The sequence below is a fragment of the Pantoea sp. S62 genome (assembly GCF_016658625.1).
GTDB classification, from domain to species: domain Bacteria; phylum Pseudomonadota; class Gammaproteobacteria; order Enterobacterales; family Enterobacteriaceae; genus Pantoea; species Pantoea vagans.
Map to the genome: position 1 here is coordinate 37002 of NZ_JACVVI010000003.1, position 16968 is coordinate 53969.

Genomic DNA, 16968 nt, shown 5'->3' on the forward strand with positions numbered 1-16968 from the left:
ATGCTTAACCTGACCTTTGACCTGCGTCAGCTCACCACGCGCGCGGCCTTTTATCAGCAGTTTGCTGAGCAGAGCGGCTGCCCGCAGAGCTTCGGACATAATCTGGATGCGTTGTGGGACTGGCTGACGGGCGGAATGGCCCTGCCTGCCACGATGTGGCTGCAGCACTATGCTGCGCATCAGGCCGATTTAGCGCCGGTGCTGGCGCTGCTGGAAGAGGCGGCGCAGTCGCTGGAGGGCGAACTGCGCCTGATTATCGATTAAGTGCGCAGGGGCTTAAGGAGCGCAATCAGCGCTTCGCGGGCCGCCAGCGGCAGGTCGCCGCCGCCGGTGTAACCATTGTTCTCAATGATCACCTGATTCAGCCCCACCAGCCAGTCGTAGATATAGTAGGCGGTGTGGTTGGCCGGCGCAGCAGAGAGTTTGGTCAGGCGCTGACCGGCACTGAAGCTGACGCTGGGTGCCGGCGGACGGGAGAAAATCACCTGACCCCGGTTAACCCGGCTGGCAGGGCGTTCCGATTCAGGCCGCTGTAAGAAGCCGAGCCAGGCCACAAAATCCCCCAGCACCGTCATCGCCCGCGTCACCTGACGATCGGCGCGGGATTCATGGCTGACGCTCTGTGTATCCGGCTCATGCAGCGCCTGCTGCAGTTTCTGCGCGATATCGGTGCGGAAACCGGCTGTAATTAACTCTTCAACCAGCCACTCCATCGTCGCCTTGTCCACATTCAGCAACGCCAGCAGGCTGCGGTTTTCCGGCAGCTGACGCAGATGATCCAGCCACAGCAGCAGTACCTGACGGGGATACTGCTGGGTGCTCTGCAGACTCTGACGCGGCTGAACCGGCGCTTCCGCCGGACTCTCGCTGAACAGGTCAAATTCAAAGCCGATACCAAACTGATTTTCCGGTGCCTGTATCGTGGCCGGCTTGCTGCCTGGCAGGGCTGACTGATTGAGCCAGAGCTGGCGCAGCGCTTCACGCGGCGGCTGCAGGCGCTCCAGCAGTTCACCATGCAGGCCGGTGCGATGCTGTAAACACTTCAGCAGCGTGTCGGCGATATTCTGTTTGCGTGCCGCCTGCTCCGGGCTGGCACCCGCTTCGGTCCAGGGCAGCAGACGCCGCTCCACCACGGTGTGCTGAATCTGTACCAGCTGAGCCAACAACATGTCGCGGCGGGCTTCCGGCTGCATCTCCTCCAGCAACCAGCTCGCCATGCGGTCGACGCCTGCGCGATCCAGCGCCAGCATCGATCCCCAGTGCTGACCGGGCTGTCCCATCTGACGCTGAACCGCCTCATCTACGTTGACCTGCTGATGACGGGCATCGAACGGGGTAATCGCCCAGATCAGACGCGGTTTCTCTGCGGATTCCTGGGCAGGCTGGTGACGCTGCCATTCGCGCAGCGTTTCGCTGGCAAGATCGGCATCCTGACGGTGGCTGGCTGCGGTGCAGACCAGCAGCAGATCAATCGCCTGCCGCGCGGCGTAAAAGCCAGGCAGCAGGGCGCGTTTCTGTTCCAGCAGCTGAGCACGCAGCGGATCCTGCTGCTGCAGGCGCTGGCGATCTTCCTGCGTTGCTGCATCACTGGACTGGCCCGGCGCGGGCAGCTCCAGCATATCGGCATCATCATAAAGCGCGGTTCGCGGAGTAGAACTCAGTGGGACCAGCACCTCCATCGTCAGCAGCGCCAGTAATCCCAGCGGCACGTTCTGCGCCTTGCCGATGCGATTACCGTTCATCGGGCAGACTTCCACTGACTGCTGCTGATCCTGTTCACTGGCCGGCACAATCAGCTGCTCGGCGGGCAGCAGTGATGCGTCGGTCAGCAGGCTCAGCGGGGCGAGCACCCGGCTGCTGTTACGCAGCTGATGACGCAGGTGCAGCAGGGTGCGCAGCATTTCATTCAGGGCAGGCTGAGCAGGCCACAGCAATGAAAAGAGCTGTACCCGATCGTCAACGCTGAGCCAGGGCGCCAGCTCAACGGCCTGCGGCCAGAAATGGCGATCCAGCCGCGCATCGTGGTGCGGGCGACGGCGGCTCCAGGACCAGAGGGTGACCAGCGCGTCGCCTTCCAGACCGGCCAGCGGCGTGGTGAGGCGATGACGCTGCAGGCGCTGCAGTGTGCTGTCGATCTGTGCGGTGTCGGGCGTGGACGCTCTGGCACAGGCGACCATCAGCCGCACCAGTTCCGCTTCGCTCAGCAGCGTCAGTTCAACCGGCCATTCGCCTGACAGCGGTTCGCGCTGATGGCTGAAGCGGGTGGCGGTCGCAAAATCGAGGTTGCCGGGATTGATATGCTGGAACCAGCTCAGCTGTTTATCGCCCATCCGGGTCACTAACTGGCCCTGGGCATCGGCCACCATTTCGTTCAGCAGCCAGGCTTTACCCGCCTGGGACTGACCAAACAGCGCCAGCGTGACCGGACGCGCCACCTGCTGTGCCAGCGCCTGAGTCTGCACGCGCGCCTGGCGCAGTTGCAGCGTCAGGGTTTCTGCTTCCAGCGCCAGACGCGGCGACTGCTCACGAGTGGTCTCAATCCAGTTCAGGCTGTTATTCAGTGCGTCCTGCAACAGGCTGAGACGTTTTGCCAGCGTTTGTGGCTGACGGGGTTTTAACGCTTTCATCGTTTACACACGCTCCCGCTGTCAATCCAGTATTGCGCATTGGCATTGCCGGTCGCCGACAGGGTATTCAGCTTCAGACTTAACTGCTCCAGCGGCACGCGGGTGCCATCGTCCAGGCGCGCATCGCTCAGCACCAGACTTTCCGGGCCGGCGGCGTCGGGACCGGCTTTGACGGCCAGACGGATGCGCAGCACGCTTTCACCGGCTACTTTGCGCGCCAGCGTGGCGTCGTTCAGCGTCAGGCTGTAGAGCGGCGAGGCGGGCCAGCGTTCGTTATCCAGCTGACGGAAACCGAGACAGACGTTGCCGCGAATACGGAAACTGCTTTTTTTATCCAGCGCATAGCCAGGATCGTCGAGGTCAATTTCGCTGTAGCAGAGGTTCTCGTCCGTCAGCGCCTGGTTTTCATCGAGCATGCCAAGGTAGCGAATGGTCGAATAGGGTTCAAAATCCCCGGCACGGAACCAGAAGCTGCTGAGCCGCAGGTCCAGCGCCAGCAGGCAGAGCATCGCGCCGACCGCTGCAGTGGATTTCGGGTTATCGATGCGGCCATGTTTGTTAAACGGATACCAGTCGCTGGTGTGATAGCCTTCCAGCGACAGAATACGGCTGCCCGGCAGCGGCTGCAGATGGCGCACCAGCGCCTGAATGCCCGGGAAGCGCGACGGACGACCGGTCAGCAACAGCACATCGCACTGATAGAGCGACACCACTTCACACATGGAGCGCAGCGCCGGAATAATCGCCATGCGATGCTGCATAAATTCGCCGTGCAGCTGCGACAGGCTCACCACCAGCGGCACCTGCAGCAGGTCAAAGCGGCTGTTACCGCCCAGTTCGCGCTGAATTTCGCCGTTAACAAACGCCAGCACCGCCTCGCCCGGTGGCTGATCGACCAGCTCGCCAAACAGCGCGTTGATCTCGGCGTGGCTCTCCAGCGGATCCCAGTTTTCGTAACGCTCAAGCACCGCCTGCGCCAGCGGAATAAACAGCTGTAAGGTGACCTGCTGACGCAGCGTCGCCTGACCGTCCATACGACTGTCATGACCAAACAGCTTGTTCATCAGCGGTTCTGCCAGGGTCAGGCCCGCTTTCTGCAGATGCTGTTGCAGCGCCGGTAAGATCCACAGCTGAATCACATCCAGCAGAATGTCGTCGCCCGCCACTTTAAAGCCTTCACGGAACAGCAGGCGCGGGGTGATTTTGACGTTGTTACCCTGACCATCATCCAGACGATACTGCGTGATGGCGAGGTCGGTGGTGCCGCCGCCGATATCAATCGAGGCGATCCGCAGGCTTTTGCCTGGCAGTTCGTCGGCCTCGCGCGGACGATCGGGACGGGCCATGCTGCTGAAAAAGTCTTCGGCACGACCGGCAAAGTTGACCTGGGTTTCATTGAACAGCCAGACCATCTGGCCACAGGTCGCTTCATCCCACTCCATCTGCACATCCGGCAGCGGTTTCGGGTTCTGACGCGGCAGCGAAGGCGACAGATCATCGTCGTCTGCCAGCCAGCCCTCGGCTTTCCAGACCAGCGCCAACGCTTCCTGCATCCGGCGGCGGAAAATTTCGCGCTCCGGCTTCGGCATCGCTGACGGCAGCGTCAGGATCACATGGCGCAACTGACGCGGCGCGTGGCTCTGCGGCATACGCTGACGCTGTGCTGCACTGTTCATCTGCATCAGCGCCTGCGCCAGCAGCTCACACAGCATAAAGGTCATCAGCGAACTGCGGCTGTAATGCGGTGAAAAGACCGGCAGGCGATCGTCGGGTGCCAGCGAAGAGAGCGGCTGGCCTTCGTCGTTCAGCAGGGTGGTAAAGGGGGCGGCATAGGCCAGGGGTTCAGCCTGATCGCCTGGCGTGTTAAAACGCCAGCCTGGCTGATAACGGGCTTCATCCCACAGATAACGGCGCGGGCTGGAGAGGCCGGTGCTGCCTTCCAGACCCACACGCTGCAGGGCCAGACGGCTCGCTTCGCGTCCGACGCGCGTCAGGGAAGGCCACATAAAGGCCTGCTCACGCCCGCTCTCCAGCGAGAAGTTCGCTTTGCCGAAACGCGTCTCAGCAAACTCCAGACGGCTGTCAAACAGCTCGTTGTAAACCTGATGCGGCTGTGAGAGATCGCGCAACTGCAGCTCATAGGTCTGCTTCAGGCCGTTGCTCTCTTCCGGATGATCTTCCACCAGAATGCCGCAGGTATGGGAGTTGCCGACATCCAGAATGATATCGACGTTGACCGCCGGAGTCTGCAGCGTGGCGGCCTGGATGTGGATCTCGCTGAGGTCGAGCTGCTCGCCCAGCAGCTCAAGCAGATTGAGGTAGTGCGCCTGATATTCAAATTCGCGCAGAGCCTGATTAATCGCCTGTTCGCGGCGATCGGAAACGCGGTCGGTAAAGGATTCACGCAGCCAGCCGTCAACCCAGGTCAGGTCAAGAAAATCACCCAGCTCGTAGTTGTGCCAGGCCAGTGCAAAGGTCACGCCGTTCTGCGCATCGGCAGCGCTAAGGCCGAGTTGTTCGCCGCCATCCTGTTCCGCGACACAGCGGGTATCAAAGGCCAGGGTGACGCGATGGGTATTGCCTGCCGCATCAGGCGCGGGCAGGGCAACCAGACGCATCCGCGCCCAGTTTTCCGGGCCGCCGATAAAACGACGGCCGCTGGCGCAGCGCAGCATCGGCAGCGGCAGCCAGCAGGCAGCCAGCAGAGTGAGCGAGTCCGCCAGGGCGATATCGGACTCCGGGCGCACCACTTCAGCTGCACCCCCATCTTCCGGGTAGAGCATGAATTTACCGCTGTTGCCATCGACGTTCAGGCGCAGCAGCGGGCCGTTAGCGGTCTGGCGCACAAACTGACGGCGCGCCTGGGTAGCTGAGAGTTGCAGGCCAAAATCCAGAAACTGCACACCGCTGTTTTCAATCAGCGAAATTTTTTGTTTGTCATCGATCAGGGGAGCCAGCATCGTTATTTACTCTCACGCTTAATCGTCATCGGGAAGACCCGGTCTTCAGCATACTGTGCTTCACACACGGCGGCGCCCATACTCGCATGGCAGACCAGCAGTGGCATACGGTAGCGCGAATTGTTCTGGCACTTCGCCGTGTAGCGGCTCTCAATCACCAGGTTACCGGCGCTGGTCATAGCGGCGCTGACATCCGCTTTACAGCTGGTATTACCCTGCGCGACCTGCACGCTGCCTTTACCATTTTTAAACTGGAAGCGCATCACCGGCGGTTTACCGGTTGGCGTCGGCATCTGGTCGATAGTGACACGCCAGCGGCCATCAATCACCTGCACCTGGCCTTCGCGCACGGCGTCCGGCGTGACAATCAAATCATCAGGTTTAGCCGGAACCGGCGGGGTCACCACACTGGCAAGGGTAGCAGATGAAGCGGCAGGTGAGGCTTCGGTCGTGCCAGCGCTGGCTGGTTTTTGCGGCTGCGACTCCGGTTGTTTCTCGGCTGTGGCTGTCTCCGCCGGTGTCGTCGCTGACGGTGTAGCAACAGGTGTGGCCGCCGCCGGTGTTGGGGTGGAAACCGCGGCGGGAGCGGAAACAGTCGCAGGGGCTGCTGCTGGCTTCGTTGATGCCACTGGCGTGGCGACAGGCTCAGGACGATGCAGCAGCACGGCCACCGTTACGGCGGCAGCAATCGCCACCGGCGGTAACAGATACCAGACGCGGAAACGGCGGCGAGCCGCCACGGGTGCAACCGGCTCAGGTTCAGCGGCTGCCGCGACCGGCAGCGGCTCCTCTTCAGGTTCAGGTGCAGGTTCAGGCTCAGCGACGATGACCGGCTCGGCGGCAACAGGTGCGGCAGGCAGCTCTGGCAGTGGTTCAGCCAGCGCCACCGGCAGATTCTCCTCCAGCGTGTCACGCAGGCAGGCCAGCGCATCGTCGCGGCTGCGTGCCTGGGCATCGACAAAACCCCAGAAGGTAATGACCGGTTTGCCATCAACCAGATAAACATACTGCTGGTCGGGAAATTGCAGGGTTTTGCTCAGCAGCGCACCAAACAGCCGCATCGACGGGTTCTCTGCCGCGCGCGCGCGCGTACTGAGATCCTGCATATCCTGCTGGCAGGCGGTGAGCTGCTGCAGCGCCGCCCGACGTTCATGATCGCTGGCGCCCAGCCAGGATTTTACCCGGCCGCTGAAAGGGGCATACCAGTCGAGGCGATCGCCCCGTTCATTGGCCTGAGGAATGGCCAGGCAATCTGCCAGTGCGCCCTGACGGCGCAGGCGCAGGGTTTCACGAATTTGCAGTGCTGAGGCGTAGACCGGCTGGCCATTTTCACCTAACGCCAGAACTGCATCTAAATTACCGCTGCGCAGAAAAGTTTTTGCCACCTGTTGGGCCCTTATCGGTCGTTGTCTGAGGCAGAAAATCGCGTGTTATCGACGATTAGGTTGATTTTACGCGGGGCAATGACAAATCAAACGGCAGAAAAGGAGCTAAATCCAGTGTTTTTTTCACCGGCGGGCGGAAAAATAACCGATATTTCAGCAGCTATCACGCAATCAGGCGGTTTTACGCACCAGCAACAGGTGAGCGATAACGCCACCTATCAGTCCCCAGAAGGCAGGGCCAATGCCCAGTAAAGAGACGCCTGATGCGGTGATCAGAAACGTGATCAGTGCGCTGTCGCGTTCGGCAGGCACATCGAGTGCGCGATGCAGGCTGCCGCCCAGCGTGGCCAGCAGAGCCAGACCCGCCAGCGCCTCAATCAGCACGGCGGGCAGGGCACTGAACAGCACGGCGATCAGCGCACCGGACGCGCCCGCCAGCAGATAAAAGACCCCGGCGAGCGCTGCGGCACGCCAGCGTTGCTGAGGATCTGCATCGACCTCATCGCTCATGCAGATCGCCGCCGTAATCGCCGCCACGCAGACCGAAAAGCCGCCAAAAGGCGACAACAGCAGCGCCGTAACACCGGTCCAGCTCATCAGAGAAGAGACCGGCGGACGATAGCCGTGTGCCTGTAACGTCGCGATGCCGGGGGCATTCTGCGACGCCATGGTCACCAGGAAATAGGGCACACCGATTCCCAGCAGCGTGGTCAGGGTAAAGTGCGGCATTACCGGCTCCGGCAGCGCCATCATCATCGACTGCGGCGGAAAGTGGATGGCATGCTGGGCCATTGCCACGGCAATCCCCACCATCAGCGTCACCAGAATGGCATAGCGTGCCAGCCAGCGACGGGCCAGCAGCCAGGCGAGGCACATGCTGCCACACAGCACAACGTTGCTCTGCAAATCGGCAAAGGTCTGTAGCCCGAAGCGCAGCAGAATCCCCGCCAGCATCGCCGCCGCCAGCGAGGCGGGAATGTGGTTCATCAGCCGGGCAAACAGGCCGGTGACGCCGCACACCACAATCAGCAGGTTGGCGAAAACAAACACGCCCACCGCTTCATTCAGCGAAACGCCGTGAAAGCTGGTTGCCAGCAGCGCGGCACCCGGCGTGGACCAGGCGGCCAGCACCGGCATGCGGTAGCGCAGTGAAAGGCCCAGCGAGACGATCCCTTGCGCGAGTCCCAGTACCGAGAGCCAGCCGCCAATCTGCGCGGGCGTGGCACCCGCCGCCTGAAACATCTGATAAATAATCGCGCCGCTGCTGCTGTAGCCCACCAGCACAGCAACAAAGCCGGAGACCAGCATCGGCAGGGTAAAACGGGACGGTTCGGCTCTCGTCATGGTCAGACTCTTAATGAGGTTGTGCGTTATAGCGCACATGTTCGCATAGTGCGCTATAACGCACAAGTGTTACACTGTCGGCATAACGTCACCTGCCAGGGTGACGAGAACTCAGGAGAAAAAATGGCAGATTTTCAGCAACACCTGAGCGGTGCGCTCAGACAGTTGCGCCAGGCCAACGGCTGGAGCCTGACGCTGACGGCGGAGCGCACCGGCGTCAGTAAAGCGATGCTGGGGCAGATTGAGCGGGGTGAATCCAGTCCCACGGTGGCGACGCTGTGGAAGATTGCTACCGGGTTCAACGTTCCCTTTTCCTTTTTTATCGACGGGAGCGCGTTACCTTCCGGCACCCTACCCGGTTTCAGTCAGCCCAACGCTGACATGTCGGTGCGCTCCGTGCTGCCTTACGATCCGCAACTGCGGTTTGATCTGCTGGCGGTGGAGCTGGCCGCGGGCGCGCAGAGCCATTCCTCGCCCCATGAAGCGGGCTGCGTGGAGCAGGTGGTGGTTATCGAGGGTGAACTGCTGCTGGGGGTCAACGATCGCTGGCGGCGTCTGCTAAAAGGCGAGGCGTTTCAGTTCAGTGCCGACGTGCCACACAGCTACCGCAATCCGCTCAGCACGCCGCTGCGCTTTCACAGCCTGATTCACTATCTGCAGCGCCCGGACGTTACAAATTGATACCGGAGCAAACTACACAGTTTACCTTCGTATCTTTATACTTTCGCTTATCGATGGAGACGGGAAATGCGCGATCTGACTGAATCTGCTGCCACGCTGCGCATGCTGGTGGGCAAGCTGGGCCGCCGGCTGCGCGAGTCGGCACCGCCTGGCGAACTCACCTGGTCGCAGGTGGCGGTGCTGGGGCATCTGGTGCGGGATGGGGCGATGACGGTAACGCAACTGGCCGCCGCCGAGGGTGTACGCACCCAGTCGATGGGGACGACCGTCGCCGGATTAGTGGCGGCAGAATTAATCACGGGCGAGCCCGATCCCCATGATGGTCGTAAAACCCGCTATCTGCCCACCGCGTCGAGTCTGGCGGTGATTACGTCGAGTCGCGCAATGCGCGATGACTGGCTGGTCCGGACGCTCGACGCGCGGCTCAGCCCGGCAGAGCAGCAGCAACTGACCGACGTTCTCCCTCTGCTGCAACGACTCACTGATTATTAAACCCGAGGATCCAACATGGCTGTAACCACACTTGATGCAAAAACTGCGCTGATTGTTATCGACCTGCAACACGGCATCGTAGCGCTGCCGCTGGTCCATGAACCGCAGCCGGTGATCGAACGCTGTGCCGGGCTGGCCGAGGCATTTCGCGCGCACGACCTGCCGGTGGTGCTGGTTAACGTGGCCGGAGGGGCACCAGGCCGTAACGAGCAGGCGCGTCACAGCGGCGACCTGCCTGCCGACTGGGCCACGCTGGTTCCTGCGATGACGCCGCAGCAGAATGATCTCACCGTCACTAAGAAAACCTGGGGGGCGTTTCATAACACGTCACTGCATGAGGAACTGCAAAAGCGCGGCATTACTCAGGTGGTGATCTGCGGTATCGCGACCAGCATCGGCGTGGAGTCAACGGCACGTCAGGCGTATGAATTAGGTTACAACGTCACGCTGGCGACCGATGCGATGACCGATCTCAATATGGATACGCACAACAATAGTATGAAGTTGATCTTCCCGCGCCTGGGTGAAACCGGCAGCTGTGAGGATATTGTGACACAGCTGAAATCCCGCGCCTGATATGAGATATCCGGGCCACCGCAAGGGTGGCCCGGATTGTTTTAGCGGAAGGCGTAACCCAGCGTCACACCGACGCTGTAGTTGCGGCCTGGCGCAGATTCGAAGTAGCGACCATTGCTCTCATTCACAATCACTGAACCCACATAGTGCCGGTCAAAAAGGTTATCGACCCGGCCAAACAGATCCAGCGTCCAGTTATCCACCAGCCACTTATAGCCACTGTTCACCGCCGCCACGGTATAGGACGGGGTATTCACGTTGTTCTGATCTTCAGCGGCGATCTGGCTCAGATAACGCACTTCACTGCCTGCGTAAAAGCCCTGTTCCGGCAGATAGCCGAGTCCGGCGTACACCATGTTCCGCGCGATGCCCGGAATGCGGTTGCCGTCGCAGCTGTCGCTGCCACAGGCGTTGCTGCGATAGCGCGCATCCAGCAGCGTATAGGCCATTTTCAGCCGCCAGTCCCAGGCAAACTGCTGGTCCAGGCTTAACTCCAGACCGCGGCGACGGGTCTGACCGGCATTTTTATAGGTGGTGCGTCCGCCACTGCTGGCATCCGCGACAATCTCATCGCGGGTATCGGTCTGGAACAGCGCCGCGCTGATCAGGCCGTTGCCGATGCGTTTTTTGCTGCCGATCTCCAGCGTGTCGCTGGTGGCCGGTTTCAGCCCCAGATTCAGGCCGGTTGCGCCATCTGAACGGTATGAAAGCTCATTAATAGTTGGAGTTTCAAAGCCGCGTCCGGCCGAGATCCACGCGTTCCAGCTGGGATCAAAGGCGTACTTCAGCGCCGCCGCGGGCAGCCACTTGTGATAGCGCGCCTCACCGCTGTCGTCGCCGTTACCAGGCCGGATATACAAGTCATTAGAGTCAAAGTTGACGGTGCTGAAGCGCACGCCTGCATCAAGCGACAGTTTATCGGTGAGCTGCCAGTTGGTCTGCACATAAGGATCGAGCGTCCACATCAGGTTGCGCTCGTTGCGGCGCAGATTGCCCTGTTCGCCCAGCTGTGTGACGCCGTTGCTGACCGTGAAGTTTTCATAGCCTTTGCGGCGCTCGGTCATGGTTTCGTAGTCGAGTCCACCGGTCACCGCCACCGGCATCGACAGCAGCGTGTCGCGGTGGGTCCAGCGGGTATCGACGCCCTGATAGTGGCGGGTCAGGGCGATCACGCCACCGGGATGAGACGGATTGCGCTGCACGGTGGCGGGAATCGACTGGAATTGGGTGGTTTCGCGCATCCCCGCGTAGAGCATCACGCTGAGGTCGTCGTTTTCACTCATCTGGCGCTGATAACGCAGGCCGCCCTGGGTCTGATCCACCGTTTTACGGGTGTTGTAGAGCGTAACGTTGCTGACCACCTGGCGCGGATTGTCACGCCACTGTGCCTCGGTTAAGCCGCCGGGATCCTGAGCGTCGATGTGCACGCTGTTAAACAGCAGCGTCAGGGTGCTGACATCATCGATGCGCACGCCAAGCCGGGCGTTGCCGAGGTTCTTCTGCGCAGAACTGTGATCGCGATAGCCATGGGTGGTAAAGCGGGAGGCGGAGACGGTGTAATTCACATCTCCGGCGTGCGTGCCGTCACCGGTCGCGCCACTGGCTTTGACGCTGTTGCGCCAGCTGCCGTAACTGCCGTACCAGCTGCCTGCTTCCAGCGTGGTCGGCTGCTGACCCTGCTGGGTGGTCACATTGATCACGCCGCCTGAAGCATTGCCATAGAGCGCAGAAAAGGGGCCGCGCAGCACCTCAACATGCTCAATCGAGCCGATATCAATATTGGAGGTCTGCGCCTGACCGTCCGGCATGGTGGCCGGAATCCCGTCCACATAGATGCGCAGACCGCGCACGCCATAGGTGGAGCGGGAGCCAAAGCCGCGCATCGACAGCTGCAGGTCCTGTGCGTAGTTCTGTCTGTTTTGGATCTGCAGACCCGGCACGCTGCTGAGGTTTTCCGACAGGTTTACGCGCGGTGCCGCCTGACGCATATCGTCGCCGCTGACCACACTCAGGGCGGCGGGGGTATCGAGTTCGTTAAGGCCCGTTTCCGGCGGGGCGGCCGTCACGACCAGGGTATTTTCATTGTCTGCCGCCAGCAGCGGCAGCGGCAAAATGGCAGGCAACATCAGCAGCGTCGCCTGACGCAGAGAGAGTATTTTCATTATCAGAGGCCTGAAAAAAGAAGCGTAAATGAACCAGGTGGAACAATTGCCGCATATGGTAAGGCTTCGGGGTGCCGGGGTACACCGTTTCACGCTGGATTTTTTCGCTGTTTACCGCCAGGCTGGAATCCATCTTTTGCAGTAATAAGGCATCCAGCGTTGACGGATGCAGACACAAACTTATGGGAGTCAGCATGAAACAACCTGAAGTGGCGGTTCTGGGATTAGGCGCAATGGGGCACGCATTTGCCGCCAACCTGCTGAAAAAAGGCTTTCGCGTACACGGCTGGAACCGCACCCGTGCGCGCGGCGAAGATTTGCTGGACGCCGGATTGCAGCTGGCGGATTCACCGGAAGAGGCGGTGCGTGAAGCCGATGTGATCATCGCCATGCTCTCCGACGGCGACACCACAGAGCAGGTGCTGCATCAGGCTAAAGCGGCATTTAAGCAGGGTGCGACGCTTTGTCAGATGGGCACCATCGGCGTGGAAAAAACCGACGCGCTGATCGCCTTTTTCGCAGCGGAACGACCGGATCTGCTGTTTATTGACGCGCCCGTTTCCGGCACAAAGGCGCCCGCAGAAAACGCACAGATTCTGGTGCTGGCCAGCGGCGATCAGAGCCGTGCCGAGGCGGCAGAAGCGGTGTTTGCCGCCATCAGCAAAGGGACAAAGTGGCTGGGCGAGGCGGGCAAAAGCACCCGGATGAAGCTGGTCATCAACAGCTGGCTGATCGGCATGATGCAGAGCCTGGCGGAGAGCACCCGGCTGGCGGAGGATTTCGGCTTTTCCACCGACGATCTCTGGCAGGTGCTGGAGGGCGGTCCGCTGGCCGCGCCGTATGCGAAAATGAAGCTCGGGATGATCGCCAGCGACGACTACACGCCGCAGATGCATCTGATCTGGGCGCTGAAGGATGCCCGCCTGGCGCTGGATGCGGCAGAAACACCCTTACCGGCGCTGGAGAACATCGCTCAGCTCTGGCAGCAGGCGGTGGACGCCGGACTCGGTGAAGAGGATCTGGCGGTCATCTACCGCTATCTGAAGGCGTAATGAGTCAGCAGCATTTTGACTTCAGCACGCGCCCGCTGGTGCCGCTGGCGCACGACTACCTGCACGGTGCCAGTGAACCCTGGCATCATCACGCCTGCGCCCAGTTGATCCACACGCTGAGCGGCGTGGTGCGGGTCGAGACGGAGCTCGGCAGCTGGATAGTGCCGCCGAGTCGCGGCGTCTGGCTGCCCGCGTTTACCCGCCATGCGCTGCACATTACCGGCAGCGTCGCAGCGCGTACGCTGTTTATCGATCCGCTGGCGCGTGCCGATCTGCCCGCCAGTTGTCAGGTGGTGCAGATCTCGCCGCTGCTGCGCGAGCTGATTGTCGCGGCGCTGAGCCTGCCGGAGCAGTACAGTGCCGGGAGCCGGGCCGAGCGGGTGATGGAGTTGATTCTGGATGAGATTCGGGGCATGGATGTGCTGCCGTTTGCGCTGCCGACGCCCGACAGCCCGCGGTTACAGTCGCTGTGCGAGCAGATCCAGCAGACGCCCGGTGAAAGCTGGACGCTGGAGCGTGCCAGCGCTCAGATGAATGTCTCGGGCCGCACGCTGGCCCGTCATTTCATGCGCGAAACCGGACTGCAGTTCAGCGACTGGGTGCGACGTGCCCGCCTGGCAATCGCCCTGACGCGGCTGGCGCAGGGCGACTCCGTGCTACGGGTGGCGCTGGAACTGGGTTATGAAAGCCCCAGCGCGTTTAGTGCGATGTTTCGTCGTCTGCTGGGCGTTGCGCCCACTGACTACTTCCCGCCTGCAGAAACTGGCCTGCCGCGCTGAGCAGCGCCTGCAACGCGGCGCGGGCCGTATCGTTGTCGATACTTACTCCCCAGACCCGTACACCCCGGGCATCCACGCAGCTGATATAGGCCACAGAACGGCTGTCGCTACGCCGTCCCAGCGTATGCTCATGATAGTCCTCAATGGTCAGTTGCAGGTCAAACGCGCTGCGCAGGGCATTCACCGCGGCCGACAACCAGCCGTTGCCGCTGCCGGTCAGTGTCAGCGAGCGGTCCTGAACCAGCACGCTGGCGATGATCTGCGTCTGTCCGCCGCTGTCACTCTGACTGTCAGCCCGCTGCAATGCCACCGCAGGCTGCGTCACGCCATACTGGCGGCAGAAGAGCTGCCACAGTGCATAGTGCGTCATTTCGCCGCCGTGCCGATCCGTCTCCAGCTGAACACAGCGGCTGAAATCCTGCTGCAGCGCACGCGGCATCTGCAAACCGTGATTCTGCTCCAGCAGCCAGGCGGCACCGCTTTTTCCTGACTGACTGTTCACGCGGATCACCGCCTCATAGCTGCAGCCAATGTCGGCCGGATCCAGCGGCAGGTAGGGCATCTGCCACTCTTTCTCCTGCTGTTCGGCACGGATGGTGAATCCTTTTTTAATCGCATCCTGATGAGAGCCGGAGAAGGCGGTGAAGACCAGTTCGCCTGCATAGGGATGTCGCGGATGAACCGGCAGCTGGTTACAGCGGGTCACGACCTCAATCACCTCATGCATCTGGCTGAAATCGAGCTGCGGTGAAATGCCCTGGGTATAGAGGTTCAGCGCCAGCGTTATCAGATCCACATTGCCGGTGCGTTCGCCGTTGCCAAACAGGCAGCCTTCGACCCGATCAGCGCCCGCCAGCAGCGCCAGTTCTGTACAGGCGACGCCGGTGCCGCGATCGTTGTGCGGATGTACGCTGATGCAGACGGCGTCGCGGCGGCTGAAGTGGCGGCAGAAAAACTCAATCTGATCGGCATAGACGTTGGGGGTGTTCACCTCCACCGTGGCGGGCAGGTTAATGATCATCGGTCGCTGCGCGTCAGGCTGCCAGACATCAGCCACTGCCTCGCAGATCTCCAGCACAAACTCCGGCTCGGTAAAGCAAAAGGTCTCTGGCGAATATTCAAAGGTCCAGTGGGTCTCCGGCTGCGCCTCACATTCTGCGCGGATCTGCCGTGCGCCCGCCGTCGCCAGCGCCACGATTTCCGCTTTGCTCTGTTTAAACACCCGCTCGCGAAACAGCGCCGCGGTGGCGTTATAGAGATGCACAATAGCGCGCGGCACACCCTGTAATGACACAAACGTGCGGGCAATCAGATCTTCGCGTGCCTGGGTCAGCACCTGCAACGTCACCTCCTCCGGGATGCGCTGTTGCTCAATCAGGTCACGAACGAAATCGAAATCCGTCTGCGACGCCGAGGGAAAGGCAACCTCAATCTCGCGGAACCCGCAGCGCAGCAGCAGATCCCAGAACGCCATTTTCCGTTCCCGATCCATCGGCTCTGCCAGCGCCTGATTGCCATCACGCAAATCGGTGGAGAGCCAGCGCGGAGCCTGCGTCAGCTGGCGCGACGGCCACTGGCGGTCGGGCAGCTCAATCAGCGGGGAGGGGCGATATTTATCAGCAGGTTGGGTCAGCATAGGATTCTCCTTGTGTTTTTTTACCAGTCTGCCGACACGCTCTGTGGGCCGCGCGCGCAATGCTGACAACCTGACGCGCAAAAGTGACAACACCCTGCGTGCGCTCCTGTTTGATGAATCCACCAGGCAGGGTTAGCATGGTCGCCTGTTTATCCGGGTGAACTCTTATGCTGATTTTTGACGGTCACAACGATCTGTTGCTCAACCTCTGGCTGCATCATCGCGATGCACCCGCGCAGGCATTTTATCAGGGGATTGAACGGGGTCATCTCGACTTTTCGCGCATTCAGCAGGGCAAAATGGGCGGCGGGCTGTTTGCGATCTTTGTACCGCCGCAGGCGTACATTGCCAGCGCTGTACCGGCCCGCGCTGATGAGCCGTATGAACCGCTGCAAATCATGTGGCAGCAGCTCGATATCCTGCAGCAGCTGGCCGCTGCGTCCGGCGGACGGGCGCGACTCTGCCGCAGCAGTGACGAGATTGCCGCCTGCCGCGCGGAAGGCGTGCTGGCGATGGTGGCGCACATTGAAGGTGCCGACGCGCTGGACGAGGAGGGCGAGCAGCTGCGCGCCTTCTGGCAGGCGGGGGTGCGCAGTATCGGGCCATTCTGGAATCTGCGCAGCCGCTTTGGTGAAGGCGTCAGCGGCTCGTTTCCCTGCACGCCCGATACCGGGCCGGGGCTGACCGCCGCCGGTGAAAAGCTGATTCAGCAGGCGGGTGAGCTGAAGATGATGATCGACGTGTCGCACATGAACAGTAAGACGTTCTGGGAGACTGCCCGGCTTTCCCCTGCGCCGCTGGTCGCCAGCCACTCCAACGCGCACGCGCTCTGCCCGCAGCCGCGCAATCTGACCGACGATCAGCTGGTTGCGATCCGCGACAGCGGCGGTCTGGTTGGCATTAATTTCGGCAATGCGTTTCTGCGCGCCGATGGAAAACGCGACGCTGACACGCCATTAACAGAAATTGTTAAGCATTGTGATCACCTGTTGAACATAATGGGCAGCGACCATGTGGCCTTTGGCTCTGATTTCGACGGGATTACCCCTCCGGCCGCGCTGGGCGATGTCAGCGGAATGCCGCGATTGCTCGCCGCTTTTCAGGAAGCGGGCTATGATCAGAGACTGACAGAGAAGCTGGCATGGGGAAACTGGCAGCGGGTTTTACATCTGACCGGGCTGTGATAACAATTTCCTTACGTTCCGGGCTTGATCCCGACGCGCCATTGGCGCAACATCTGCCTGGAAATTGTGACGGTGCTCTCATTTAACAGC

The 16968-nt window shown here is 61.2% G+C and carries 13 protein-coding genes; 7 read left to right on the forward strand and 6 right to left on the reverse strand.

Annotation, left to right across the window (positions count from 1 at the left end; all coding sequences use genetic code 11):
- On the forward strand, positions 1 to 264 hold the full coding sequence (locus IBT54_RS05300; RefSeq protein ID WP_013357798.1) for a barstar family protein: 264 nt from the start codon (positions 1 to 3) through the stop codon (positions 262 to 264).
- Here IBT54_RS05300 and IBT54_RS05305 read toward each other — a convergent pair.
- The 4 genes from IBT54_RS05305 to IBT54_RS05320 form a co-directional block, all read right to left on the reverse strand.
- Positions 261 to 2627 (reverse strand): virulence factor SrfC family protein, encoded by a 2367-nt coding sequence (locus tag IBT54_RS05305; RefSeq protein ID WP_201251752.1) that lies wholly within the window; start codon positions 2625 to 2627, stop codon positions 261 to 263. The two genes, IBT54_RS05300 and IBT54_RS05305, sit on opposite strands and share 4 nt — an antisense overlap.
- The gene (locus IBT54_RS05310; protein WP_013357800.1) at positions 2624 to 5587 is read right to left on the reverse strand and encodes a virulence factor SrfB; all 2964 of its coding nucleotides are present in this window, start codon (positions 5585 to 5587) and stop codon (positions 2624 to 2626) included. Before IBT54_RS05310 ends, IBT54_RS05305 begins: the two co-directional genes overlap by 4 nt.
- 2 nt (positions 5588 to 5589) lie before the next feature.
- A complete protein-coding gene (locus tag IBT54_RS05315) occupies positions 5590 to 6972 on the reverse strand; it encodes an SrfA family protein (protein WP_201251753.1) in 1383 nt (460 codons plus the stop codon).
- Positions 6973 to 7143: 171 nt separating this feature from the next.
- The gene (locus tag IBT54_RS05320) at positions 7144 to 8316 is read right to left on the reverse strand and encodes a benzoate/H(+) symporter BenE family transporter (protein WP_041456846.1); all 1173 of its coding nucleotides are present in this window, start codon (positions 8314 to 8316) and stop codon (positions 7144 to 7146) included.
- 123 nt (positions 8317 to 8439) lie between these two features.
- Here IBT54_RS05320 and IBT54_RS05325 point away from each other — a divergent pair, with 123 nt between their 5' ends.
- The 3 genes from IBT54_RS05325 to IBT54_RS05335 all read left to right on the forward strand — a co-directional run bounded on the left by IBT54_RS05325 (position 8440) and on the right by IBT54_RS05335 (position 10065).
- Positions 8440 to 8997 (forward strand): helix-turn-helix domain-containing protein, encoded by a 558-nt coding sequence (locus IBT54_RS05325; protein ID WP_033783036.1) that lies wholly within the window; start codon positions 8440 to 8442, stop codon positions 8995 to 8997.
- A 66-nt stretch (positions 8998 to 9063) separates the two neighbouring features.
- Positions 9064 to 9489, forward strand: a complete 426-nt coding sequence (locus tag IBT54_RS05330) for a MarR family winged helix-turn-helix transcriptional regulator (RefSeq protein ID WP_013357804.1) — start codon at positions 9064 to 9066, stop codon at positions 9487 to 9489.
- A 15-nt stretch (positions 9490 to 9504) separates the two neighbouring features.
- Positions 9505 to 10065: an isochorismatase family protein gene (locus IBT54_RS05335; protein ID WP_201251754.1), complete on the forward strand. Its 561-nt coding sequence runs from the start codon at positions 9505 to 9507 to the stop codon at positions 10063 to 10065.
- A gap of 41 nt (positions 10066 to 10106) precedes the next feature.
- On the opposite strand, the gene pqqU is transcribed toward IBT54_RS05335, so the two are convergent.
- Positions 10107 to 12227, reverse strand: a complete 2121-nt coding sequence (gene pqqU, locus IBT54_RS05340) for a TonB-dependent receptor PqqU (protein ID WP_201251755.1) — start codon at positions 12225 to 12227, stop codon at positions 10107 to 10109.
- A 182-nt stretch (positions 12228 to 12409) separates the two neighbouring features.
- On the opposite strand from pqqU, the gene IBT54_RS05345 reads away from it, so the two are divergent.
- Both IBT54_RS05345 and IBT54_RS05350 read left to right on the forward strand, forming a co-directional pair.
- Positions 12410 to 13279 (forward strand): NAD(P)-dependent oxidoreductase, encoded by an 870-nt coding sequence (locus IBT54_RS05345; protein ID WP_201251756.1) that lies wholly within the window; start codon positions 12410 to 12412, stop codon positions 13277 to 13279.
- Entirely contained in the window at positions 13279 to 14058 is a 780-nt protein-coding gene (locus tag IBT54_RS05350) for a helix-turn-helix transcriptional regulator (protein ID WP_201251757.1), read from the forward strand. Before IBT54_RS05345 ends, IBT54_RS05350 begins: the two co-directional genes overlap by 1 nt.
- Here IBT54_RS05350 and leuA read toward each other — a convergent pair.
- Complete coding sequence (gene leuA / locus IBT54_RS05355) at positions 13979 to 15694, reverse strand: 2-isopropylmalate synthase (protein ID WP_201251758.1); 1716 nt, start codon at positions 15692 to 15694, stop codon at positions 13979 to 13981. The two genes, IBT54_RS05350 and leuA, sit on opposite strands and share 80 nt — an antisense overlap.
- A gap of 167 nt (positions 15695 to 15861) precedes the next feature.
- Here leuA and IBT54_RS05360 point away from each other — a divergent pair, with 167 nt between their 5' ends.
- The gene (locus IBT54_RS05360; protein ID WP_201251759.1) at positions 15862 to 16878 is read left to right on the forward strand and encodes a dipeptidase; all 1017 of its coding nucleotides are present in this window, start codon (positions 15862 to 15864) and stop codon (positions 16876 to 16878) included.
- Positions 16879 to 16968 lie beyond the last annotated feature (90 nt).